The sequence below is a fragment of the Chryseobacterium sp. sg2396 genome, assembly GCF_042610505.1.
Lineage (GTDB): Bacteria > Bacteroidota > Bacteroidia > Flavobacteriales > Weeksellaceae > Chryseobacterium.
This window is the reverse complement of record NZ_JBHGAQ010000005.1, coordinates 36910-62468: the sequence shown is the minus strand read 5'-3', so window position 1 is coordinate 62468 and position 25559 is coordinate 36910. Positions and strand designations below refer to the sequence as shown.

At 42.1% G+C, this 25559-nt stretch carries 21 protein-coding genes; 7 read left to right on the top strand and 14 right to left on the bottom strand.

Features of this window, described 5'->3' with window-relative positions; all coding sequences use genetic code 11:
* Positions 1-412: 412 nt before the first annotated feature.
* The 3 genes from ACED20_RS06865 to ACED20_RS06855 form a co-directional block, all read right to left on the bottom strand.
* Positions 413-2407 (bottom strand): ATP-binding protein, encoded by a 1995-nt coding sequence (locus ACED20_RS06865; RefSeq protein WP_378103977.1) that lies wholly within the window; start codon positions 2405-2407, stop codon positions 413-415.
* Between the two features lie 424 nt (positions 2408-2831).
* Positions 2832-4370 (bottom strand): hypothetical protein, encoded by a 1539-nt coding sequence (locus ACED20_RS06860; protein ID WP_378103975.1) that lies wholly within the window; start codon positions 4368-4370, stop codon positions 2832-2834.
* Positions 4371-4637: 267 nt separating this feature from the next.
* Positions 4638-4880: a helix-turn-helix domain-containing protein gene (locus ACED20_RS06855; RefSeq protein ID WP_378103974.1), complete on the bottom strand. Its 243-nt coding sequence runs from the start codon at positions 4878-4880 to the stop codon at positions 4638-4640.
* A 221-nt stretch (positions 4881-5101) separates the two neighbouring features.
* Between ACED20_RS06855 and ACED20_RS06850 the strand changes: the two genes are divergently transcribed.
* The gene (locus ACED20_RS06850; RefSeq protein ID WP_378103972.1) at positions 5102-5629 is read left to right on the top strand and encodes a hypothetical protein; all 528 of its coding nucleotides are present in this window, start codon (positions 5102-5104) and stop codon (positions 5627-5629) included.
* 67 nt (positions 5630-5696) lie between these two features.
* Here ACED20_RS06850 and ACED20_RS06845 read toward each other — a convergent pair whose 3' ends face one another.
* Together ACED20_RS06845 and ACED20_RS06840 are read right to left on the bottom strand one after the other, a co-directional pair.
* The gene (locus ACED20_RS06845; RefSeq protein WP_294240819.1) at positions 5697-6221 is read right to left on the bottom strand and encodes a hypothetical protein; all 525 of its coding nucleotides are present in this window, start codon (positions 6219-6221) and stop codon (positions 5697-5699) included.
* A gap of 30 nt (positions 6222-6251) precedes the next feature.
* On the bottom strand, positions 6252-6878 hold the full coding sequence (locus tag ACED20_RS06840; RefSeq protein WP_378103971.1) for a hypothetical protein: 627 nt from the start codon (positions 6876-6878) through the stop codon (positions 6252-6254).
* Between the two features lie 371 nt (positions 6879-7249).
* Between ACED20_RS06840 and ACED20_RS06835 the strand changes: the two genes are divergently transcribed.
* The 4 genes from ACED20_RS06835 to ACED20_RS06820 all read left to right on the top strand — a co-directional run bounded on the left by ACED20_RS06835 (position 7250) and on the right by ACED20_RS06820 (position 13429).
* Positions 7250-9187 (top strand): LodA/GoxA family CTQ-dependent oxidase, encoded by a 1938-nt coding sequence (locus ACED20_RS06835; protein ID WP_378103970.1) that lies wholly within the window; start codon positions 7250-7252, stop codon positions 9185-9187.
* Positions 9184-10284, top strand: coding sequence for an NAD(P)/FAD-dependent oxidoreductase (locus tag ACED20_RS06830; RefSeq protein ID WP_294230289.1), 1101 nt, complete (start codon positions 9184-9186; stop codon positions 10282-10284). The genes ACED20_RS06835 and ACED20_RS06830 overlap by 4 nt, the downstream gene beginning before the upstream one ends.
* 720 nt (positions 10285-11004) lie before the next feature.
* Entirely contained in the window at positions 11005-12663 is a 1659-nt protein-coding gene (locus ACED20_RS06825) for a tyrosinase family protein (RefSeq protein ID WP_294230291.1), read from the top strand.
* 7 nt (positions 12664-12670) lie between these two features.
* The gene (locus ACED20_RS06820) at positions 12671-13429 is read left to right on the top strand and encodes a DUF2182 domain-containing protein (protein WP_378103968.1); all 759 of its coding nucleotides are present in this window, start codon (positions 12671-12673) and stop codon (positions 13427-13429) included.
* Positions 13430-13521: 92 nt separating this feature from the next.
* Here the strand turns inward: ACED20_RS06820 and ACED20_RS06815 are convergent, their stop codons facing one another.
* The 3 genes from ACED20_RS06815 to ACED20_RS06805 all read right to left on the bottom strand — a co-directional run bounded on the left by ACED20_RS06815 (position 13522) and on the right by ACED20_RS06805 (position 15665).
* Positions 13522-13767 carry a hypothetical protein gene (locus tag ACED20_RS06815; protein WP_294230296.1) on the bottom strand — a complete coding sequence of 82 codons (246 nt, stop codon included), beginning with the start codon at positions 13765-13767 and terminating at the stop codon, positions 13522-13524.
* 150 nt (positions 13768-13917) lie between these two features.
* Complete coding sequence (locus ACED20_RS06810) at positions 13918-14418, bottom strand: hypothetical protein (protein ID WP_294230299.1); 501 nt, start codon at positions 14416-14418, stop codon at positions 13918-13920.
* A 134-nt stretch (positions 14419-14552) separates the two neighbouring features.
* Positions 14553-15665: an acyltransferase gene (locus ACED20_RS06805; RefSeq protein WP_294230302.1), complete on the bottom strand. Its 1113-nt coding sequence runs from the start codon at positions 15663-15665 to the stop codon at positions 14553-14555.
* Positions 15666-15852: 187 nt separating this feature from the next.
* Between ACED20_RS06805 and ACED20_RS06800 the strand changes: the two genes are divergently transcribed.
* Both ACED20_RS06800 and ACED20_RS06795 read left to right on the top strand, forming a co-directional pair.
* Positions 15853-16905 carry a sensor histidine kinase gene (locus ACED20_RS06800; RefSeq protein WP_294230306.1) on the top strand — a complete coding sequence of 351 codons (1053 nt, stop codon included), beginning with the start codon at positions 15853-15855 and terminating at the stop codon, positions 16903-16905.
* Positions 16902-17600: a LytTR family DNA-binding domain-containing protein gene (locus ACED20_RS06795; RefSeq protein ID WP_294240828.1), complete on the top strand. Its 699-nt coding sequence runs from the start codon at positions 16902-16904 to the stop codon at positions 17598-17600. Before ACED20_RS06800 ends, ACED20_RS06795 begins: the two co-directional genes overlap by 4 nt.
* Before the next feature lie 135 nt (positions 17601-17735).
* Here ACED20_RS06795 and ACED20_RS06790 read toward each other — a convergent pair whose 3' ends face one another.
* From ACED20_RS06790 to ACED20_RS06765, 6 genes are all read right to left on the bottom strand, one after another.
* Positions 17736-18656 (bottom strand): helix-turn-helix domain-containing protein, encoded by a 921-nt coding sequence (locus ACED20_RS06790; RefSeq protein ID WP_345765452.1) that lies wholly within the window; start codon positions 18654-18656, stop codon positions 17736-17738.
* Positions 18657-19012: 356 nt separating this feature from the next.
* On the bottom strand, positions 19013-19825 hold the full coding sequence (locus ACED20_RS06785) for an SDR family oxidoreductase (RefSeq protein ID WP_294240830.1): 813 nt from the start codon (positions 19823-19825) through the stop codon (positions 19013-19015).
* 174 nt (positions 19826-19999) lie between these two features.
* Positions 20000-23044: a UvrD-helicase domain-containing protein gene (locus ACED20_RS06780; protein WP_378103963.1), complete on the bottom strand. Its 3045-nt coding sequence runs from the start codon at positions 23042-23044 to the stop codon at positions 20000-20002.
* 81 nt (positions 23045-23125) lie between these two features.
* Positions 23126-24853, bottom strand: a complete 1728-nt coding sequence (locus tag ACED20_RS06775) for a RecQ family ATP-dependent DNA helicase (protein ID WP_378103961.1) — start codon at positions 24851-24853, stop codon at positions 23126-23128.
* 221 nt (positions 24854-25074) lie between these two features.
* On the bottom strand, positions 25075-25227 hold the full coding sequence (locus tag ACED20_RS06770; RefSeq protein WP_378104093.1) for a helix-turn-helix domain-containing protein: 153 nt from the start codon (positions 25225-25227) through the stop codon (positions 25075-25077).
* A gap of 38 nt (positions 25228-25265) precedes the next feature.
* Positions 25266-25412, bottom strand: coding sequence for a hypothetical protein (locus ACED20_RS06765; protein ID WP_294221291.1), 147 nt, complete (start codon positions 25410-25412; stop codon positions 25266-25268).
* Positions 25413-25559 lie beyond the last annotated feature (147 nt).

The window sequence follows — 25559 nt, the reverse complement described above, 5'->3', positions numbered from 1 at the left end:
AACGCAAAGTTTACTGTACTGTATGGATAATATAAGGAAACAAAGAAAGGATAAGCAAGCTGATCTAATGAATGAAGCATACGCATGATCCGTCCGCTTAATCAGCGGCTTTGCCGCTTTACTTTGCTCTCTTTTTTATTGCGCAAAGAATCATTAAACTTTGCGTTAAATTAACGTGAATTCGAAGTAGAATCCGTATAAAAAGGCTGGAAGAGGGATGCCGGAAGTTTCTTCTGTCAAAAAATAGGATCAATATCCCGATGATCAAATTACCATCTTTTATCATCATGGCAAAAATTATTCTATTTAATATCCCGACTGAATTATCCATAATTCCGTTTTGATTAATTAAATATATGAATTACAGCGTTTTATTTGTTTGGAATGTATAAGTTTATATGATTAACTGTTTTTAAAGATTAAAAGTTTCTCCGTCAAGCGACAGGACAAACGAGAATACCGAACCCTGATCCGGTGAACTCTGCACTTCAATGCGGCCGTGGTGAAGCTCGATGATTTCCTTGCAGAGGTAAAGCCCGATGCCGAAACCTGCAATGGAGGTACTCTGGATGTCCTTGGCGCGGTAATAGCGTTCGAAAATCCTTTCCCGGTCTTCCTCGGCAATGCCCTGGCCCTGATCTGTTACACTGATTTTCAAATGGTGATCATCGGTGACGGAATATTCTGCCGTGACGGCAGTTCCGATGGGGGAATACTTCACGGCATTCCCGATCAGGTTATGGATCACATGGGAAATCTTCTCCCGGTCCGCCGAAACCAAGAGCGGGCCGGAGGTATTGAAAATAAACTTGTGGGTATGAATCACCGAAAGCACTTCATCCTCGATTTCCGAGAAGAACAGCTGAAAATCGAAAGGCTTTTTCTCAATATGCATCTGCCCGGAATCCAGGCGGGAGACATTCAGGAAGCCGTTGATCATGGCGGCCATGTTATCCACCTGCTTCAGTGATTTTTCCAGGGTGTTCTGCTGCATGAGGTTTTCCTCTTTTACAGCCATGCGTTGCAGGACCTGGAGATAGGCTTTCAGGGAAGTGATCGGGGTTTTAAGCTCATGGCTCACCATCCCCATAAAATCGTCTTTCCGTTCTTCTTCTTTCTTCTGTTCCGTAATATCCCTCAGGGTTCCGTTAAGGCTTAAAGGATTGCCCTTCGTATCGTAAAACACCCTGCCGCGGGCCTGCAGCAGCCTTATTTTATGATCTGTTTTATTCCGGATCTTGTACTCGATGAAATAGTGGCCGTCGGAATTTGTACTCAAAGTATGGGCAATGGCGGAAGCCACGCGTTCCCGGTCTTCCGGAACAATAACTTCCAGAGCAATCGAAAGGTCCAGGTTTTCACTGGAAGAAAGGCCGAACCAGTTTTTAAGCAGAAGATTCCCGGAAAACAGGTTGGTTCCCGGCTGGTAATAGAAGGTTGCCAGTTCCCCCGCATCGATAGCCAGGGCCAGCATCTGCTGGTCGTTTTCATTTTTTCGCCTTTCCAGAACCTGTTGGGTAATCTCTTCAAGGATGATCAGTACTCCGGAAATTTCCCCGTTTCCTGAAAATATGGGTTGATAGATGGAATTTACGATGGCTTCCCGCAGGCCTCCGTGATGATGTAATTTAACGACAAATTCATTGTTGATTTTCGGGATCCCGGTTTCATAAACATCCCGGATCCATCCGTTTACCGGCTGGCCGCGCAATTCGGGACGTATCAGTTCATGCGGCTTATCGATCACTTCCGATTCCGTACGTCCCCAGGTTTTCAGGATCGCCGGATTGGCAATCTCGATCAGGAGATCGGGGCCTTTCAGCATCGCGATTCCTACGGGAGCCTGTTCGATGATGGCACGGACATATTCCTTACTCTGGGCGAGCTGCTGGATGGAATGGCTGAGCTCTTCATTGGTGAAGGTCAGCTCTTCAAGGGTGGCGGCCATTTCTTCATTCAGGGCCTGTTCCCGTTCCTCCTTCTCGCGGATCTGCTGGAAGAATTCACGGCGCGAAGTCACGTTCAGGGCGGTATTCAGGATGCACCAGGTTTTTTGGCTTTCATCTAAAAGGGCCCGGTATTCGTAATCGAAATAATCCAGCGTTTCTTTGCCGTTCCTGATCAGCTTTGCCGGAGCCCCCGATACCGAATAGGTTTTCCCGGAATGCCAGACCTGCTGCAGCAAACCCAGGAAGGGCTGTCCTTCCAGTTCCGGCAGGGCCTCCATCAGCGGTTTCCCGATTACGGAAGCATCCTTGCCCCAAAGTTCCAGCATGCCCTGGTTCGCAAAACGGATGATGATGTCTTCGCCCGAATAAAGGGCCGTCGGTGCGGGAGAACAGGCCAGTGCCTGAATCAGTAAATCGGAAGTAAAGTTTTTTTCGAAGGAACGTTCTGCAGTACTCATAAATCAACAAAACTTGGAAGAAGCAATTTTGTTGCCATGATGGTGTGGAAAATAAGTAATATTATTAGGTATTAAAAAAAAGAAGCAAAGTTTTCACTTTGCTCCTAATTTCTGTGCTGACCAGGCCTTGACCTGCAGTGTTGGATTACATTCTCAAGTCGCCCGAAGCGTACTCTTTGATAAGCTCTCACAAACACTGGTTTCCAACCAGCGCAACATAAACATCGTGTCATAATTAGCAATTTTAAATTAAGTTTTATAACTTAAATCACTATGACTTGTTTATAGATGCAAATATATCTCAATTTTTCAGAAATTCAATAAATCTAAATCTGTTTTAGTTATACACTTTATTTTATTATTCATAAATCTAAAGATAAATCAGAAATATATTATAGCTCATCTACAAATTAGAAATAAAATATTACTTTTTGTTCCAAACTATAAGACAATTCTTATTTTGTTCTTTAGTTCCCCATGCAGGAACAATATTTCTAATTTGTTTTGTTGTATTAATATGAAGAGTTGCTATTAAATTTTTATTTTGCCGCGCATAACTACACGATCTTTTTCTTAAACTACTTTTATATATATGTATTTGTAAATATTTATCAGGAAAAATATATTCCTTTAAATTACGTGAGTACTTTTTTCTTTTTTCCAATTTTACAAAAGATATAATATACTGTGCTTTCTTTCGAATAAAATCTTCAATTTGATTGTTTGGAATATTTAAGGATACTCCAGCGTTTTCAATTACATTGTAAAACTTTTTACTATGGTGCTTTATATATAGTAAATTAATTATGTTTTTATTATTTGTATTTTTCTGAAATAAGAATGTTTTATGAATTTTTAAAGAATCTCTTTTTTCTCCTAGATATTTTTCTTCAAAAAAATAAGTTCCATCGGTAATTATTACATTTTTACCAGAATTGTATTCTCTTAGTTTTTCTAAGTCAATAATTTGCCAACACGATAATTTATATTTCGTTTTTATTTGGACAAAAAAATTATCATATTTTAGAGGAAGTAATTTTTCTAAAGTCATCGCAGTATAAACAGCAGACAAATTCATGAATTTTCGACTATTTAGATTTGATTCTACTAATATATTATACTGCTTACCTTTGGGTATAATATTATCATAACTGTGAATTATTTTCCATCCATAATGATTTGCTTTATGTCTTAATTCAATTTCCATTATAGATGATGGTACTGTTATATTATGTTTTAGCAAAACATCTAAATATTGAAATAATACTTTTTTATATGTAAGAATAATAGCATTAGCATAATTAATTAAAAGATCAAAATTCCTTATAAAATCGGGAGCATAAAATTCAGTAGCTTCTTTTCTATCTTTAAATTTAATCTTTGAAGATTCAAAAGTAACTCCTCCATGTGCAATAGCATTGCGAAGAACACTGTTATAATTAATTGTAATATCTTCAAGAATTTTATTTTTTTTTAATGTATCTATACAATTATAAAGGTCAAGATTATCTGTTCCTTTTTTAGTTATAACTCTTAAATAACAGGCGATGGGTTTTAATAGACCTGATAATACAACATCATTTATTTTTAAATATTCATAAACAATTTTTTCACTAAAGAAATACATCAGTTCGGCATCATTGTCAGGTAATAAATTTTCATGAATTTCCTTTAAATTCAATTCGTTCATAGTTTTTATTGCATGATTAAATTCAAAATTAAAATCATTTAATATTTTTAAAAAGTTTAAGAAGTTGCTAGGATCATCAATTAAATTTTCAAAGAAAAAATTTAATTCATTATAAATTTCTACGTCGTAAAATTTGCTTGGAGATTCATAAATATATTCACCTAATGAATAAAAATTATCATGCTGGCAGGCCTTTAATTCAGGGAATTCTTCAAGTATTGTCTTCTTTTTGTTTTCTAAAATTTTATATGTGAAAAAATTTTTCTCGATCATTTTTGATTTTAAATCTTTGATTATTTGCTAATTATTTAAATCTAATGTTGCAACCTACAGTTGATAAAAATTAGTTTAATCTTTTATTTTTTTAATATTTCCACACATTCTTTAAAGAAGGAAATATTTATCAGATTTAATACTTTTATCAATATAAACATTTTATATAATGTTATTGCTAATTTTCAAATATACAAAACAATATACATGCTCTGCTTTACGGGTTTCCGTAAGGCAAAAAAAATCCCGACGTTCGTCAGGATTTACTTATTTTAAATTTTCAGTATCAAAATCAAAAAGATCTTTAGGATGGATTTCTAATCCTTTGGTGAGTTCAAGTATGGTTGAAATCTGAATATTTCTCTGGCCTTTTTCAATTTTGCTTATATCGCTGTAATCAATATCACACAATTGTGCCAGCTGCCTGAGACTTAAGCCTTTTTCTTTTCTTAATGTTTTTATTTGATTTCCAAACAGTTCGAGAAATTTCATCCGATCGATGTGCATCATTAGATAGTATATGAAATGCAATTTCAGGAGAAACAAAAAATATTTTGTGGGTAATTTTTCCCACTTTTAAATTTTTTATTATATTTGAAAAGTAAAAAAGACACAATAAAAAAGAAAGATTATGCTTTTAAATAAGCTAGTTAATCAATTGTAATACAAATTCCGGCTGTGTTCTGTAAAAATTTTCGGCTGCCGAAAAATAAGAAGTCTAAAAAAACAAAATGATGAAAAAGAAAAACTTAGATCTGGAAGCCCGATTTTGGTTAGGCAGTGAGGTGCATTCCGGGGTGAAAATTTTGGAAACCTTTTTCCGGTTCAACGATCCGGCGACCGCCCGGGAAATGCTTAATAAGGTCATGATATGTGCCGTAAAGAAGAAATCCGTAGGGTCTCAGGATGCGGCAGCGGTCTTCCATTTTTACCTGGCGCTGCGGTCTTTTGTCCGCGCGTGTTTTCTCATCAGTTGGAAAAGGAACAAATGGGCGAGTAATGCATCTTCCGGAAATGGCTCGCTCATCATAACAGGAAATCTTTCTGATGAAGAATACCGGGATCCAGTGCGGGTATTACGGAAGGCGTTCAAGGCTTACCGCAGGAAAGAATACGAAGCGTTTTTGTCTTCGGCCGTTTATTTCTCCCTTTCAGATTCCGGATGCGAAGAGGAGCGAAAGATGGTCGGGCCGTATATTCACCTGGTTAAAATGCTGGAGGCGGCTTATGTGATTGTAAAGAGAGCGGTAAAGGAGTGATATTTAATCAGACTCGTGTAAATACTTAATATCTGCTGTAAAATAAAAAGATAATTTTAAAAATTCGTTAAAAATATCTGTTCAGCTGAGCGGTATATTCTTCAGTTGACAAATGAAAATCTTCAGTTTCCAGGGTCAGTGTAACGGTGATTCGATCTACGGTAATAAGATAATGCAGATCTGAAGAAGGCCAGCGCCTGTAACGGGAAGGTTCAGCCCTCACACTGGTGAACGCACGGCTGATAATGCTTTTATAATAATCTCTTTCCAGGCAGTATTCTTTAAACCTTTTCAGCTCTGTTAAAAAACTGATCAGGCTCCGGGTGGAAACCTGGGTCTCCATTGCTTTGTCATAACGTCCGTATAAGGTTACATCACCTTCAGAAGTTACATTGAGCAGGTCGGTGCCCCAATTCAGGTAGTCCATCTGTCCGGATACCACATCCTGTAAGTCAGTAATGACCTGTATGATTTCGTTGATGCCCATAGATGAAAGCTCTGATGTCTCTTCCATCGCCGGGGTGCTTATCGCAGCATCAACACCTCTGTTATTTATATGAGCCGTTACCGATATATAATAATGATATGACATATTCTTTATTTTTACTTTAACCTCTAATGTTTATTCGTGAAATTCGGAGTCAGCCGGAACAACCGGTTCCGCATGGTGGTAATATTCCATTTCCGGCCAGTTGAAATCGGGCAGGCCGGGCAGATCTTCCAGCCGGAATTCCTGCTTGAATTCGTTTAGATAAGGATCATGATTGGGATTATAGCTCATCATACAACTGAACTGGCCATTCGTTCCGTACCAGAAAACATATAATTTTTTATTGTGGTCGTTATAGAAATATTTATTGGTCTCTTCATAATCATGCCGGTTGGTTACGGCATCGATCGGACTGCTGTAAATTTCATTGCCCTTATGGTCAAATACCGAAATCCCTTTGGCCCACAGAATTCCGTCCGCATACTCAAAGTCATCGACCCGTATGTAGTTTTCCGCCCTGTGCCTTTCGCGGATTTCGATGGTCGGAAACAACTTGTAGTCTGCCAGGATCGCTTCAACCGGGTCATCAGGATCCCTGTAATATATTAAATGGATCCGTTCCCCTTTCCGGTATTCTTCTTTTCTTTTGGCCATGCCGTTTACGGAAAATACCTTGATGTACCTTTCCAGGGTAGCCGCCTGAGCCGGAGAGAGGGCTCTTTCAAACTCGTTCTCGTAAGAAATTTCGGTTGCCGTCATACGCTTATTTTATTTTACCTGATGAATGGTTGCTGTCTTTAACTGATTTAAGGGAAAAAAGAATGGCAAAATACGGATTTACAGAGATAATCGGCTGTCTCGAACCCATATTTTTTAACAGCAACCACAATTTTAAAAATTCCGTTCCGTGCATCTCCTGATGAGTAAATAGATAAATCCCGAACACCGATAAGTACTTTTACGGAATAAACCGATTGGTAGCTAATACTGAATACTACCTGCCGTATTCTTCGTTATTTTGAGTCAGTGAAGCTGTGAATTTTAACTAATCGTATTTGTTTAAAATCACAAATTAGTGAATAAATTTATTGATTTTCCGATGCTTAATTCAAATTAAAAACCATTATATCATGTCTCAAATTAAAAAAGTCATCATCCATCCGGCAATTGGGGTGGCCAGAGTAGGAAACAGCCCGGACGAATATTTCCTGATTCCGGACCAGATCAACGAACCGATTACAGATCCCGGTAATTTCCGCGACGGTAAAGGCCGCATCAAACGACAGGCAGCACGGTTCCGTCTTTTCGGAGCCGATGAAAACGGTAAGATTATCCGGGAGCTGACTGCGGAAGACGGGGAAATTACCTGGACGGTCCACGTAGCGAACAAAAAAGCGGCCTGGTACGATTTCGATCTGGCCCTGGATATTCCACAGGCCAAAGGTGTTTTCAAAGGATATCCTGCTGTAAAAAGTACGTTACGGAATGCCTCCATTACCGATCACCACCGGAAAAGGCTGATTATCGACGGCGGAAAAATAGAAATTTCAGGAAAGAGTACAAATGCCGACGGTAAAGACAGTCGGTTTGCATTCGATAAAGGAACTTTTTATTCCTTAGACTGCAACGATAAACCGGTGTATCTGGGGGAAGTTCGTACCGATGCCGAAGGCCGTCTTCTGTTTTTGGGAGGTCGCGGTCTGTCTGCTTCCTACGCCAATCTTCCGGCGACTACTTTTGCTAACAACGAGACCTGGCATGACGATACCTCGGATGGGCCGGTAGATGCCAGGATCAAACTGAAAACGGGAGAAGTGCTTGAAGCTAGCGGATCATGGGTGCTCACGGCACCGCCGGATTATTCTCCGGGCGTGCAGGCCTTTGTAACGGGTTATGACCTGCTGGCACAGACCGCTGCCGATATGGGGAAATCCGTATTGCCGGAAACGCCGGAATTCTGGGAGCATATTTATCCGATGCTGGAGCGGATGCCGCTGAACGGTTGGGTAAATGCAGGAATCTTCAAGCAGAACGGATGGGGAAGTCCCGGCAACCTGTCGACACCTGAAATGATCGCCAGGCTGTCCGATGCTTCCGACCGCTTTTTTGAATTGCGCCAGGCCATCTTCCGCCAGTTCCGTAATCCGGATTATGTAACCATGCAGGCGGAACTTTTTCCTCCGGTCTACGGAGACGGTCTTCAGAAATTCCTGAGCACCGATACAGATCCGCGTAATTTCATGGCCGTGCTGCCGTTTCAGTACGAGTATATCCGGCAATGGGCCAACGGCAATTTTACCCTGGGGAATAAACCCGGAAGCGTAGAATGGAAAGACCTTTCCCCTGAAGAACAGGCCGCCCAGCTGGACCGTTCGGCTCTTGATGAAACCATCGGCGGACCTTTCCACCCGGGATGCGAATTTACCTGGCCGATGCGGCAGCCGATCCTGTATTCTGAACCTTTCCGGATCAAACGCAGGCTGGATGACCCGCTGACCTTTGGGCCGGTTCTTGACTCTGAAATAGCTTTGGCACCCGGCGGACCGCTGGACGGCTCGGCAGCAGGGGATATTACCAAGTGGATGGCCGTACCGTGGCAGACGGATACCTCAAGCTGCCTTAGCGGTTATGTCGGCATCATGGGCCAATATGTACCGACCTTCTGGCCGGTGCGGGTACCGAATGACGTAATGACCGAAGCCGATTATGAAGTGATGATGAATCAATCGGCGAGTCTTGAAGAAAAGAACGAAGCTTTCGGCAACCGGGTGAAGTGGCTGAGGGGCATCGTTTACGAATACGGGTATCCATCGAAAAAAGTGAGCCCTTATACCAAAGGCATCAACGAATTTATTACGAAATGGCCGGATGTAGGCATCCTGATTCAGAAAGAAGGAAACGGCGATGCCAATTTCCCGGATAAACTGTGGGTGGAAAACGGACGGACAATAATAGAGCATCCGAAAATGAAATCATCAATGAAAGGGGCTTTCGATCAGTCGCCTGCTGAAGAAGATCCGGGCTACCTCTGGATGGTCAGCCGTGCAGAGAAAAGAAGAGGCGAATGATTGATGTACTGATCATAGGCAACGGTCCGGCCGGGCTGGCTTCGGCCATCACTTTGCGTCAGCAGGACGCATCGGTGATGGTCGTACACCGGCCGGCCGAGACCAACAGACTCCGGGTGGGGGAAAGCCTTGCTGCTTCCGCCCGGAATTCTCTGACGGAACTGGAGGTATGGGAAGAATTTCTGAACGACCGCCATAAGCCCTGCTACGGGAACGCCTCCTGCTGGGGAGACGACCGGCTGTACTTCAATGATTTTATCCAGTCGCCATCCGGGCAGGGATGGTATGTCGACCGCGCGGCTTTCGAGTCGATGCTGACCCGGAAAGCCTCTTCTTTGGGAGTACCGTTTCATGAAACGGACCGTAGTTTCAGGATTTACAGGAAAGACAACATTTGGGAATATACCGGAGACCTATTAAAAATCAGTGCAGCGATGGTCATCGATGCCAGTGGCAGAAACAGCTGGCTGAGCAGGCAGCTTGGCATCAAACGTATCCGCAGGGATGAGCAGATAGCCGTCATCGGCATCCTCGCCGCTGCTGAGCCTCTGAATAACCAACAAAGCCTGATCGAAGCGGTTTCCGATGGCTGGTGGTATGTCTCGGACATCGGCGAAGGAAAAGTAGCCCGGATCTTTTTCACGGATCCCGATCTGCATGACCGGAACTCCTGGCTGGATCCGCAATATTGGCAAAATAAGAGCTTGCAGACAAAGTTCATCAGGCACCGTATACCCTTAAGCCGCTACAAAGAGATCATACCGTTACAGTATACTTCTGCGGGAAGCCACCATCTGGAACATTATGCAGGAGAAAGCTGGCTGGCAGCGGGAGATGCCGCCTGTTCGCTGGATCCTTTGTCGTCACACGGCATTGCCTTTGCCCTGCGTAGCGGTATCGACGCTGCCCTGGCTGCAAAAGATCAGCTCACCGGTATTTCATCTGCCGGCAAAGATTATCATGGAAAAATCGATCTGGCTTTCCGGTTGTATAATGAGCAGCGAACCGGATTCTATCAGCGGGAAAACCGTTGGAAGGATGATCCGTTTTGGATAAGAAGGCATGAGGAGCAGCTGGTGGTAAAAATCGAAGAATAGAATATCTTAACGTGAACCCGAAGTAGAATTCGGACGAAAAGGCTGGAAGAGGGATGTTGGATGCTGGAAGTTTCCCATGTCAAAAAATAGGATTGAAGCTTCAGATGATTAAACTTATCGTTTTATCATTCTATCAAAGAAAGTTCTTATCTAAAATCCTGACTGAATTAGCCTTAATTTTATTTTTAATTAAATGAGAGCTTGAATATAAATTGAATATGATCAAATTTATACGATCTTAAGTCCTGAAGGGACGGCTTACTAGAGGACAGAATAAAATCCTATCGGAAGCATGAACCATCGGTTTATCCTACCGAGAGCTATTCTATTTAATATCCTGACTGAATTATTGTTAATTTTGTTTTGGATTAATTAATTGCTTGAATATAAGTCGAATACATTTGGATTTGCGTTATCTTAAGATCTAACAAAGCCAAAAAGTGGCGGAATCATCAGTATAGGGTGCAGCCCTATATTAATGCAACAAATCGTTAAGCCCTGAAAGGACAGAACTAATATTCTTTGGTTTGTTTTCGGAAATTAACGATATCATATTAGAAGATTTAAAGCCATATAATTTCTTAACATCCATGAATAAACAATTGCGTATTTATACCGAATATTTTTTCTGAAAGATCCTTTATCTTTGGAAAGCATCAACGTAAAACCAGACGCTATAATTTTAAAAAATAACTTTTAACCACTGTATTACAATTAGACATGACAACATTTACAAGAAAGAATGCCTGGAATAATAACGGGACATTCGACAATCCGGATCTTTTATGGTACGCAAGAGCTGTACAGGTAATGCAGTCAAGGCCGATTAAGGACGCCACAAGCTGGTGGTTCTATGCCGCTGTGCATGGGCAGTATCTTATCAATAACAATACCGGGGAACCGCCTGTCGGTTATCCGAATTGGAAGGATATTCCGTACATCCCTGAAGTTGCGGATCTTTCTTCACTTCCTGCGGCTAATGTTTATGAGCTTTTCTGGGACCAATGCCAGCACGGAACCTGGTTTTTTCCGCCGTGGCACCGTGGCTATCTGGTGGCTCTAGAAAATCTGCTCCGTACCATTATCGTAGAGCATTTGGGTGGCCCTGCCGACTGGGCCCTGCCATACTGGAACTATTTAAACCAGTCCGGACCGGATAATCAATCCAAAATTCCACCTGCATTTACCGTTACAACATTACCTGACGGTTCTCCGAATCCATTGTATGTGCCGGAAAGATATGGCCCGAACGGTGACGGTGATGTATACGTGGTGGTAGGACCAGACAGCCCAAACGATCCGATGGCCAACGACAAATGCCAGCTGGATACCATTTACAGTGAATCGTCGCCCGGCCAGACGGGAACAGGTAATCTGTACGGCTATTATTATGGCGGGCAGGAAACCGGTTTCAGCCATAGCAACGGCGGCTTCGGAGATCTTGAATCCAATCCCCATAATTTCGTCCACGTTATGGTGGGCGGTTTCGACGGTGATTCTTGGACGGATCCCAATGCTTCGGAAAAAAACGAAGGTCTGATGTCTGATCCTCCTACAGCCGGGCTGGATCCCATCTTTTACCTACACCACGCCAATATCGACCGTATGTGGGATGCCTGGAATGTAACCGGTAAAAATAATAATCCGAGCCGGCCTGATTGGCTAAAAGGACCTTCCGCCCACGGTAATTCGCAGTTTGCGATGCCTATGGATGCTGTAGGTACACCCTGGTATTATACCCCGGCGGATGTAGACAGCACAACGGATCTGAAATTTAACGGATCTTCCTATTCTTATATTTACGATGACCTTTCTTTAACCTCATATGAAACTGCTGCTCCACAAACAGAGCCTGAGAATTTATCAGAAAGATTAAGTAAATTAGGTGCGTCTGTGGCTCAAAATAAAATTCCTATGAGTGAAAAGAAGAGACATGAAATCATTGGGGCAAATGCCGGTTCCCTTTCGCTGAACAGCGGAGAAACGGAAGCTGTGGTAAAGCTGGATACCCCATCGTGGAAAACGGTTTCAAAAAGCTTGAAGAATGCTTCCGTTTCCAAATTGCCGGATGAAGTATTTCTTCAGCTGGAAAACGTGAAAGGAACTAACAATTCCAATTTCCTTTCGGTATTTGTGAATGATAAATTCGTACGGTCGGTAGCGCTTTTCGGGATCAGGATGGCTTCCCAGAAAGACGGTGCCCACGGCGGATCGGGCCTTACCTTTACCTTGAATATCACCAATGTTATCGATGAATTGTACCTGGACAACGATATCGATCTCAGTGCGCTGAATGTGGTGATCAAAACCAAGAATCCTCTGCCTGAGAATAATGACCTGACGATAGACCGGATCAGTGTTTACCGTGTAGCCCAATAACCGGATCATGAAACTTTCAGGAACTGACCGTCTTAAGATCAACCTGGTGATCCTCGGGATCAGCATGATCACCTGGCTGTTGCTTTTGGTAAATCCCGGGCATATCATAACTATGGAGCATTGCCACCTTTCTGCCGCCGGACCATCGGCTGCTTCCCTGAAAATGCTGTTGCAGATGAATCCCTTTTCTTCTCAACTCATGGGCTGGGGATTGATGGTGGTGGCCATGATGCTGCCTAAGCTGATTGTGCCTGTTCAGGCCATTTATCTCCAGAGCCTGAGAAGGTACCGGTTGATATGCTCTCTATTATTTGTGTGGGGCTATCTTACCATCTGGATGGTAGCGGGTGTGGTTATGGTAGGAATCATCATCGGTCTGCATCTGCTGATGCCGGGATCTTACCTTCCTGCATTGGGCGTGTTGATCATCGCGGTGATATGGCAGTTTTCGCCGGTGAAGCAGAAGTTTCTTAACCTCAGCCATGACCATTATGCCCTGCGTGCATTCGGATGGGCGGCCTGTTATGATTCATTGGAGTTCGGCGTTAAGCATGGTCTCTGGTGCGTAGGTTCCGGATGGGCATTGATGCTGTTCCCGATGTTGCTGCCACAAGGTCATAACCTGGCGATGATTATAGTGACCTACATCATGATCGCCGAGCATATGGAGCATCCTGCTGCCAAAGTGTGGCGCATCCGCGTTCCATTCAGGCTGTTGAAATATGTGTTTGCCCGGACCCAAATGAAATTGGAGGGACTGAGATAACGAAATCAGCTATGCCCGAACTGCCTGTATGGATATTATTTAAATCATTAAAATCAATATTGAATAAAACCCACTTGCAAAAGTGGGTTTTATTATTTGGTATTGTTAATTTTAAATAGGCTTTGAAAAACTTTGTCAAAGTTCTGAACTTTGACAAAGTTGAGATTGAATACGTTGATAGTTCCAGTTGGATTGCTGTCTTTGACGGCAATTCCCACGACCTCATGTTTTGAAGTAATGATCCCCTCCATCTTTGCTTTAAGCCTGTTGATCTGTGCAAAAAACTGACAGTAAATAGTGAAAAAGAGAATAACGGTAAGCTTGAAATGAATTTTCATTGTTTATTTTGTTAATGATCGTTCTTATTTTAAGAATAGGAGCAAACAGCTAAAATCCCTTCAGTAAAGAAGTAGATATGAATCCCTTTTTTAATCCTGAATAGATGAAATTATATGACTTCTGTCTGTGATATCGGAAAATTATATTTGTTAATGAAATGGATTTGGGAAAAACTTTGCATTTTCGTAAGAATAAATAATACTCACGATTTTCCATTTTCCTTCCGCTTTGATAAGGTGCCAGGATTCGGTGCCCCAGTTCGTTACTTTATCTTCTTCCAGAAATAAATAATCAAACGTAACGCTCGCAACCACATCGTCATTGATGATCCTGATGTTCTTAAATTTCTCTTGTTTATGGCCTTTTTCCATAATGTAGCGGAAAAAGTTTTGGTAGGTGTCTTTAAAATAATTTTTACGGTTTGCGGGATTTTTTTCTAGTCGTTTCTGCTGGGACCGGTTTTTAACAACGCTGGTCCAGACCAGCGGGTTTTCATGGAACAGACTGTGGAAGGCAGCCGAATCTTTCCGGATAATGCTTTCTTTGAACTGCCGGATAACGTTATGGATTTCAGTTTTCTCCGTATTATACTTCTGGGCTACGGCAAGATGAGAGAATAGCATGAAAATGCTTAGTATAAATGTTTTCATAAATAAAATAGGTGTTGTTTTAGAACTTGTTAATGTCTGTTCGTTTTTTTTGAAGCGCAGCGGAGAACAATGTATCTGGAATTCGTAAAGTGGTATATTAGGTTGCTGGTTCCATAACTTCCGGGTACGATTTATCAATGGTGATGGTTTGATGAGCTAAGAATTTTATTTTTAAGCGCAGCAGATGGTTTCTCAATACAATAGCGGTAAAATAGTCCGGCCAGAACACAGAAGATGAAACAGGTAATAATTCCTGAGGTACCGGATACCGGAAGTTCAGTTTTTTCAGCAAGCATCTGTACCAGGTGAATCACGCCTTTATGCGATAAATAAACAGAGTAGGAGAGTACTGCTAAGTGCGTGGTGATGATATTGGGTTTCCTGCTCAGAAACGAAGTGTCCGAGACGGTTCCTGTTACCAATATTCCATAGCTGATGGCTATCATGGTAAATCCGAAGAGAGAAGCCTGTTGTGAATATTGATCTCTGCAAAACCATAGTGAAAACGCAACAGCCATTATTCCGGTAAAAACCAGAAGATTCCCGTTCCGGTTGATGATTGTCCTGAAATTGGAGGATTGGAACAGGAAACCGATCAGAGCACCGACTGCCAGGCCGTCCAGCCTTGTATATGTAGGATAATAGATATTCATATACCATTCTTTCCAGAAATCAGGGGTTTCCAGATGGGGGAGCACAAATCCACTCCAGCAAACAATACGCAGTAGGAGGGTGGTGATCATCACTGAAACAATGATGAGCTTCAGGTATTTTATTTTTTTTAACCTGATTAAAAGCAGCAGTAAAAGCGGAAGTATCAGGTAAAACTGTTCTTCAATGCACAAGGACCAGGCATGGGAAAAGGTTCCCTGACGAATGACATCCAAACCAAAATTCTGGGTGAAGGTAAGAAACTTCCACAGCGGCGGTAAAGCTTCCCGTTCCCGGAACACCGGAAAGAAGAAATACAGCCCAAGCGTAAACAGATACGGCGGAATGATCCTGAAAAAACGTTTGGTGAAAAAGACTTTCAGCCGGATAGTCCGGTATTTTCGGATTTCCTGGAATAGCTGGTTGGAAATTAAAAAACCACTCAGTACAAAAAACAGATCAACGCCCGTCCAGCCAATCCATCCGACAGCATCCACCCAATCGGGATGCTCAAACATCCGGTAATGATAAAGGAAGACAAGTAAGATTGCAGCCGCCCTCAGATGATCCAACCCAATGAATTTTTCTCTTTCCATTCTTTTTTTGTGACAAAAGTCTTCTTATTTACAAAAGAGTTGAAACAAAGCATGCAGAACTACCGATTTTTTCTGTATACAACAAATTCTGCTTTTCAAATGCCTGTTGCTGTTATTCATCACCAAAATATATCCTTTTAAAGCCGGTTAGCGCATGCAAAGCTTTTTAGTAATATCTTTACGCATTGTGAAAAAAACATCAGGCGAGAAACTAAAAAACGAAATCATCCGGCAGGCGGTATTCTGGATCGCCTTATTCGTGTTCGGGATATTCCGGAATTACGGCGAGCATGAACAGCCGGATTTCCGTGAATTATTTTACTATGACGTATGCCACTGGATTTTTCAGATCATCGGGGCCAACTGGATTTATTCCGTTCTGATCCGTCAGTTTTTTGAGGCTAAGCGGTATTTTCTTTTTACCGTTTATTTTATTGGCAGCATCTATATTTTGGGCGTCCTGAACCGTCTTTTTATTGTGTATGCTGCCGAACCTTTGTTCGCCGACTATCCTCAGGACCGTATTTACGATATTTTCACCGATATAAAATACCTTTTGTTTTCTTATATCCTGCCCGTTATTTCCGGATCTTTTATTTTCATTTCGATGAGGTTTATGCTCCGGTACAGGGATCAAAAACAGCATGCTCTCCAGCTTCAGAAAGAGAAATCCGAACTGGAACTGAAAGCCCTGAAAGCACAGCTTAATCCCCATTTTCTGTTCAATACTCTGAATAATATCTATTCTTTGTCCGTTACCGGTTCAGATGCGGTTTCACACTCGATCAGCCACCTCTCGGACATTTTGGATTATCTTTTATACCACGGACAAAAAGAGAGGGTTCCCATTGCCGAAGAATTAAAAATAATAAGAGATTACATTGCTCTTGAGCTACTGCGTTACGACGAACGCCTGACCATCGAAATGCAGGAAAAAACAGGATTTCCCGGCCTTATTCCGCCTTTGCTGTACCTGTCTTTCGTTGAAAATGCCTTTAAGCACGGCGCTGAAAAAACAAGTGGCGAGGTGATCATCAGGATTTCTGTTAAAACCGATGAAAAGTACGCTGTTTTTACCGTAGACAATCCGCTTTTAGAAAAACATCAGGATACAAATACAGGAATCGGGCTGGAAAACATCAGAAGGCAGCTCGATCTGTATTATCCGAACCAATATTCATTAGAGATAAAACAAACGGATAACCGGTTTAATATCGAATTAATGACTCCCTTAACATGATCAACTGTATTATAATAGATGATGAGCCTCTGGCGGTAAGGCTGCTGGAAAACCATGTTTCAAAAATAGCGGAACTGAATCTGGTAGCCACGGCCAAAAACGCGCTGGAAGCCTACCGGATCTTACAGACGCAGAAAATAGATCTTCTGTTTCTTGATATTCAGATGCCGGACCTGAACGGGATTGAATTTTTAAGATCGCTGAGTAAAAGACCGTCGGTCATTTTTACGACCGCTTACCGCGAATTTGCCATCGACGGCTTTGAGCTTGAAGCGGTAGACTATCTCCTGAAACCGGTCACCTTCGAACGGTTTTTCAAATCGTTGGACCGGATACTGAGAAGGGCAGAAAACGAAAACGACGAGGATTTTGTTATTTTTAAATCCGAGGGATTCAGCCGCAAGCTTCTGCTGAAGGACATTCTTTATTTTGAAAGCATCGGCAATGATATTAAGGCGGTACTTCAGGATGAGGCGGTTACCGTTACTAAAATGTCGGTTTCCGAAATGGCTGCCCGTCTTCAAAATAAGGGTTTTTTAAGAATCCACCGGTCGTTCGTCATCAATCAGAATCGGGTAACGGCCATCAGCCATCATGAAGTTTTGATCGGTAAAGTTTCCGTTCCTGTCGGCCGGAGTTTCCGTGAAGCATTTGATGGTTTCGCCCGGCTGTTTTCGGCGAAAAGGTTGCTTTAAAGTAACAGGCGGTTTATGGGCTGGAAGAGGGAAGCCGGATGCGGGAAGTTTTTGTGTCAATGGTCAATTCCCTCGGGGTCAATGGTTAATTTTTATTATTTAAATTCACTTGCGGAGCAGAATTCACCGTTCACATCAATTATACGAACCTCTGAACTCCAGCGGCGAAAGGCCTGTCCGGAGCCTGAACATCTTACTGAACGACTGCGGGTGTTCAAAGCCCAGCTCATAAGCGATCTCTGCTACCGTTAAACCGGTTCCGATCAGTTTTTCCTTAGCTTTTTCAATAAGTTTCATGTGGATGTGCTGCTGGGTATTGAATCCGGTAACCGAACGGAGCATATCCCCGAGATAACGCGGTGAAACTTTCAACTGATCCGACAGGTATTTTACGGTAGGGAGTCCTTCGATGACGGCTTTTTCCGAATTGAAATACGCATCGAGCACCGTTTCCATTTTGCTCAGCAAATCGTTGTTGATGATTTTACGGGTAATGAACTGCCTTTTGTAGAACCGTTGGCTGTAGGTCAGCAGAAGCTCTACCTGGGAGATCAGCACATCCTGGCTCAGGTCATCGATCGATGTTTTCAGTTCGTCGTTGATCGTACCGGCAATATTGGTGATGATATTTTTCTCTTTGTCCGAAAGGTAAAGCGCTTCATTAATCGAATAGGTGAAGAAGCCGTACGTTTTGATTTTACGCTCCAACGGATAGCCCCGGAAAAAGTCAGGATGAATCAGCAGGGTAAAACCGGCGGGGTCTCCTGAAGATGAGATGCCGGCCAGAGACTGTCCGGGTAAGGTAAAGCACATGCCGGCCTCATTAAAATCGTAGGTGGTCTGGCCGTATCTCATCCGGCATCCCGAAGAATCATTGTAGGTAATGTGATAAAAATCCATCACAAAATCAAACGACAGCATCTCATGGGTAATGGCGGCTTCCCGATAATCCAGCAAGCTGATTAAAGGATGTGCCGGCTTGGGCAGGTTCAGGGCGTGCTGCATTTCGGAAAGCGTCCGGAAATGCCTGGGATGATGAATTTCTCTGGATTTCATAATTTCAAATGTACATAAAAATCCAACGGCCGGAATCGTGGCCGCCGGATTTCTTTGGAGGGCTTAAATAATGTGAACTCCCGGTACCAACCGGACTGACAGAATGGGAGAGGGAAGCTGGTGCCTGGAGCATCTTAGGTTACGATTGCCGGGAATTTTGAATATCAACTGATTTTTCACTAATGTAAAGTCTTTCAGGTGTTCACTTTTCTTTTAATTCCATTAAATCGCTTAAAAATAAATAGTTACCGTCGAATTCACATTAAGCTAAAACCTTTAAAATTTCCACTTTTTCTCTTGTTTCCTTAGGTCGCTAAAATAATCCATAATTTCCTTATGCTGCTATATTTAAGATTTTAAATAAGAGATCTGCCGCCATTCAGCATTTCGAAAATTCCCTCGCGGAAGGACTCGTCGCCAACTTCGAGGCGGTGTGTGTACATCGCGATGGCATCTTCACCGCAGACGTACCTCAGTTTCTTTGAGCCATCGGTAGCCGCTCCGTAAACCACCTCGGCAATCTGTTCGGGGGTTGTCATGTTTTCCTGCTGCATGAACGCCGCTACAAATTTATTCAGCAGGGAATCGTAGGCAGGATGGGAAACCACCGGGGATTTGTTCATGATTTCCGTAGATACCATACCGGGTTCAATGGTTTTGATCCCGATATTGAATTCGGAGAGTTCGTAGGACAGGCTTTCACTCCATCCCTCGATGGCCCATTTGCTGGCATCATACATCGATCCCATTGGGAATCCTGCCAGGCCTGCAGACGAACCGGTCGTAATAAACAATCCGTGGCCTCTTTCCCTGAAATACGGGATAAAGGCTTTGGTTACCCGAACGACGCCAAAGAAATTGGTTTCCATCTGGGCACGGATCTCTTCGTCGGACACGGCTTCCAAAGCACCCATCAGCGCATAGCCCGCATTATTGAAAACCACGTCCACTTCATGTTCCTGCAGAATATTCTGTACCGTTTCCTGTATCTCCTGCGGTACGGTTACATCCAGTTTCAGCAGGGTAATCTTGCCGATCGTGTTGAGTTCCGTTTCTTTTTCCGGTGTACGCATCGTAGCGATGACGTTCCAGCCTTTTGATGCGAATAACCTGGCGGTTGCTTTTCCGATTCCGGAAGAAGCTCCGGTAATGAAAATGGTCTGATTCATAATTTTTAAGATTTAATACCGCAAAGGTATCTTACCGGCCAGGCATGGGAGAAGCCTAAATGGTAATTGTCGTAGCCAAAATGGCGATGTGGTGTTTTGTACAAAATGAGGACAGGAGGAAACGGATCAATTGATATTGTTTTTGCATAGCATGAAATATTGAATTCTTACCAGCTAACCGGCTGTAGAAGCATCAGTTTTTTTGAAACAGACTTCCGGCAAGATAATTTTTATTTCCTGGTTCGTATTTTCTTTCATCCAGTAAACGATAAAGTTTACTTTTACCGTTTTTAATTCGTATGACTGTTGTTTCAGGGTTTCTATTTTTTCGATAAAACGCTGAGAGAATTGCAGAACAGGCTGGTGGCGGGAATTCATACAAATATTTCCATAAAAAATTAGCAAATCACCGCAGATAAGCCCCGGAATCAGGTGTTGGCTGTTAAGAAAAAAGTCCAGATAGACATCCTGATACGTAAGGTGCATGGCTAACTCGTCCGGCTGGGAATATGTTTCTTTATTATGGATCCTGATCAGGTTTTCAATAAAAAAATGATCCAGAAATGGAGCATCCGTATGGATGGTTAAGTTGTTTTTTGCTCTGGTCATGGCTACATATAATTGCCTCTTGGCCTCATCTGTTGAGAGGCTGAAATTCTCAAGCAGCATGAAAACGTTGTCGAATTCCCTTCCCTTGCTTTTATGAATGGTGGAAACAAAAACCGTTTCACCGTTGGTATTAAAAAAATCTTCCAGCTTTGATTCCCTGATAAATGCATCCAGATCGGATTTATATTTTCTCTTTGTATTGATCGCTTCAAATTCTTTAATGATGTTGATACAGATCTCTAATTTATTACTGCTGTGAAATTTATTTTTTACCTCCTGTTTGGCGGAATCCCAGACTTCATCGCTGATGGTAAAAGCATCACTGTATAAATTCAACCGGTCCAGGAAAAATCTGACTTCCGCAAGGTTATATAAATTAAAATTGTCATTGGTCTGGATCAGTTTTGCCGGTATTTTATTTTTTAAAAGCAAGCCGGTAATCTGCAAAGCTTCATGGTTGGTCTTCGTCAGTACGCAGACCGTGCCGGACAGACCGGTATGAAGCAGGTCTTCAATCAGAGGGACAATGAGATTTGTATTTTTGTAATTAACGATTTTTATTTTTCCGTTATCATTTTGCACGGGTACGATCGGGATATTCTTCAGTCGATGAGGGATCTGCTTTACAAATTCATTTGCTAAGGCTACTAGGTTGTTTTTACTTCTGTAATTTTCAACCAGTTCGTGCTTTACGGCATTGTTGTTTGAAATAAATGCTTCCAGATATTTTGAGCTGGATCCTCTGAATTCATAAACATTCTGATCGTCATCGCCTACTGCAATCACACGCATCTCTTCATTCTGTTCCATCAGTGTATTGATAAGCAGGTATTCATCCTCATTCATATCCTGGGCTTCATCAATCACCAAAACGGTTTTGGTGATCCTGCTGGCTTCCACTTCACCACTTCTTATTTTCTCGATCGTCTTTTTAATAATCAGATCTGATTTTTCCAGGTTTCCCACTTTACCCAATAAATCAAAACAATACGAATGAAAAGTCTTTATCTCCACATATTGCGCTGCATTCCCGATCAGTCGGATCAGCCGCTTTTTAAATTCTGTTGCCGCCGCCCTGGAAAACGTAATCATCAGCAACTGTTCCTGTTTCACATCTTCCATTGAAAGCAGAGCGGCCAATTTATGAACAAGGACCCGGGTTTTTCCGCTTCCCGGTCCCGCCGCTACCACAATATGCTGTGCTTCCTTATCATGGATAATTTTGAGTTGAGTAGGGGAGAGTTCTCCGAAAAGCTGTCTGAACTTTGCCGGTGTAAGATTACGGCAGATCTCCTGCTGCCGGCTGCCTTTAAAATATTTACTGAGAAAAGATGAATAATTTAACTGAAAGTAATCTTCTACAAACTGTAATGCATGCTGATAATCGGTAATCATCTTCTTCGCATATTCTCCGACAATATGAATTTGCTGGACTTTATTTTCATAAAACTGATGCAGCCTCTGATAGTCATCCTTTGTATACCTTTTATTGTTGTTCTGTTCTGTACGTTCGATGGTCAGCCTGTTATAGATCACCATAAAGCCGCCCTCGATTTTTATCGCTTCAATTCTTGATAAATAAAACAGGGTATCTTCGACATCTTCCAGGACTATATCCCTTTTAAACAGATTCGGGCTGTTTTCGTAAGCAGATTTAAGTTCGTGAACGGAAAATTCCACCAGTACTTCCTGTTTGCCTGCGTCATCTTCTGAAGTTTCCGAAAGGCTTTTTTCATACAGGAAATCAACAATAAAACCGGCCAGTTCATGCCTTTTTTCAAGCTTGTCTTTTAAAAGTTCCGTGGGATACAAAGCAGCAAGGGCCAAATGGTTTTTAGAATATTCCATACTGCGTCTTTTGATCCAGTTTTTGATCGACCAAAAGTTAAAGACTGTTTTTATCCGTTGCGTGCTGCTGTTTGAACATCCTGCCTGTTCCGCTTTTTCATTAAGTTCCTTGATGTGGAAAATTTTTTCCTGTTGTTCGACAAAAGAGAGCAGGAACTTTTCAATTTTACAGAAAGTCTCCAGAATACTGAGGGAGCGGTTTTTATTTTCTCCTTTTTTTATAAAAGCGGAAAGGTCTTTGGTATCGGCTAAGATTCTTTCTTCGCGTAGAAGATTGATGATATTGATTACTTCCTCCTTCACGATACCCAAATGGTCGCTGATATAATCGACCCTCGATTCTGCCGTTTCTTCGTTTGTCTGCTTCCTGCTTTTGCTCGAAAAAAGCTTCTTGATGATCCTGATGCCTTTCTCTTTCTGCTTCTCCGTAAATCTTGCGGATCGATTGATTTTGTCGATGGCTTCCTGGGCGTTTTTGGTTAAAATACTGTTGGCAAAAACCCTCGGCATATTCTGTCCTCTTTTAAGGTATCCGGCATCTTCCAAGGCTGCAATAGCAGTTGTTACTCTCGTTTCGATCTGCATGATATTATCGTCCCAACCTGCTTTTCTGGCAATTTCCAATGCAGAATGGGAAACCGTGTACCGGAATTTGGTAATGGCTTTAATGGCCTGCCAAACCTGCTGTATTTCCTTAATGGAGAGTTTGGTCTGATTTTGCAGGATAAAGTGTTTGCCAAGATCTTCTTCGTTAAACAGCACATAGCATTCGGCAACGATATTTTCATCTCTCCCGGCTCTTCCCGCTTCCTGGACATAGTTTTCAAGCGAATCCGAAATTTCTTAATGAATCACCATACCCACATCTTTTTTATCTACGCCCATTCCGAAAGCAGACGTGGCCACCATAATCTGTGTTTTACCGCTGATAAAGGAATTCTGGTTTTCAGATTTTTCCTGCTTGTCCATTTTTCCATGATATGGCTTTGCATCAAAACCGTCCCTGGTTAATCTTTCTGCAAGCAGGTAAGCTTTCCTTGTCCGGGAAACGTAGATAATAACCGGGCAGTTTTTCTCCTCTATCAGATCGCGGACGGCCTGGTATTTTTCTTCTTCATCAGCTTTCTCAAAAACTTTGTACCGGAGATTCGTCCTTGATGCTTTTGATGTGAATAATTCAAGGTCAAGATCCAGTTTTTCCCTGAAGTAAGTCCGGATATCTTCTATTACTTTTTGTTTTGCCGTAGCGGTAAAACAGGAAACGGGTATGCGGTAATCGAGGTTTTTCTTTTCCTGGATGGATTTGATAAAATCACCTATATAAAGATAATCAACTCTGAAATCCTGTCCCCATGATGAAAAGCAATGCGCTTCATCGATGACGAAACGGATGATCTTTCTTCCCAGCATCAGTCGCTCGATGCTTTTCGAACGCAGTGATTCCGGAGAGATGTACAGAAGGGAAGCGGATCCGTCTTCCACCCTTTCAAATGATCTGGCCCTTTCGATAGGGTCGAGTAATCCATTGATTGTGACGGCATCCGTAATATTATTTTTTTCCAGGTTATCCACCTGGTCTTTCATCAAAGACTGTAAAGGTGAGATCACAACCGTAAGGCCCTTTGAATTCTCTCCGCCCATCAGAGCAGGTACCTGGAAAGTAATGGATTTTCCACCGCCCGTCGGGAAGACGGCAAGCAGGGATTTATTGTTTACGGCAGCCTGCACTGCTTTTTCCTGTAGGGCCTCACCACCATACTTACGGTATGCATCGAAGCCGAAAAACTTTTTTAAACCTTTGTATATATCCAATGCTTCACGGCAATAGGTACATCCTTTGATGCAGGGCCTGTTTCTCAGCATCAGCATTAATCTTTCCACCTCCGGATAGTTCTTCAGCACCCAGGGCGGAGTAATGGAGTGGATTTTTTTATGATGAACGAAAGAGTCAACCAGTGAGAGGCAGTAAGCTAATTCGATAGGATAGGTCTCTATTATTTTTGCCAAATCGACATGTTCACAGAACTGATTCCTGAATTTCTGCCGGATCAGCTCTTCGGTATCACGTTCCTTTCCGGTATAATTGATAAAACGGAAAAAACCCGAAAACTCTTTTTTGTCTTTCAATAACAGGCAGAAGATCTGCCTGAGATTCTCATCGGTCCGGTAAAATGCATCTATTTCATCGTGGAACAAATCCCTTGCTTTAATCGAATCGTAAAGAGGATTATTAACCTCTTCTGTCTGAATTTTATCGTCTTTTAAAAGCGCATGATAAGGTTTTGTAGGAAAGAGTAAAGGGGAAAGGGGCAGGGTGTCGATAATGTTTTTAGCATCAATTCCTGCATCACGGATAGCTGTCCGGAGATATTGAAGGTCGTGCTTGATGATATTATGCCCGCAGATAAATGGAGTTGTTTCAATAAACTGAATAAATTCTGCAACAGAAGTCTTATGAAACGAACTTCCGTCTTCTTTTATTCCTCCGATATCAAGGATTTTGCGACTGGTAGGTTCAATTTCCGTATCGATATAAGAAATAAGGCCAATATGCTTCTCTATTTCTGTCAAAGTAAATCAATAGTTATTTTGTTTTTTATGTCTGAATAAAAAAAATGCTTATTAATCTTTGTTTAATTTCAGATGAGTTAAATTAAATAAAATATAATAAACGGAAAAACAAAATACCATAATATTTGGGTATTTTGTAAAATAAAATTTTCCTTTTATACCATTCGGGTTTAAAATCTTAATTAAATGTTCTTTTTTGAAAAATCTGTAGATTTCCTGTCTCATTCAAAAGAGCCCCTAAACTCCAGCGGCGACAGGCCCGTCCGGAGCCTGAACATTTTGCTGAACGACTGAGGGTGTTCAAAACCCGGCTCATAAGCGATCTCCGCTACCATCAGATCGGTTCCGATGAGTTTTTCCCTGGCTTTTTCAATGAGCTTGCTGCGGATATACTGCCGGGCGTTCTGCCCGATCAGCGAGCTGCTGTTCTTCCTTTTTGCAGGTCGCGGGAGCCTGTATACACTGTGTATCCGTTTTCTATAAGGGCTTTGCTGGTCTGGAAGCTCACCCCGGTATTCGCACCCGATACCAGCGCAACTTTGTTTTTGTGGTTCTGCATAATTCTAAGTGATTTTAAAATTTAATGAAACAAAGTTGATTATTTACGGGCGTAGGGATGTAACCCGATCGAGACTATTTGAAGCCGACTTGAGATAAGTGAAATTTCTATACAATTTAATCTGATTTTTAAAAAAGCAGCCGGACT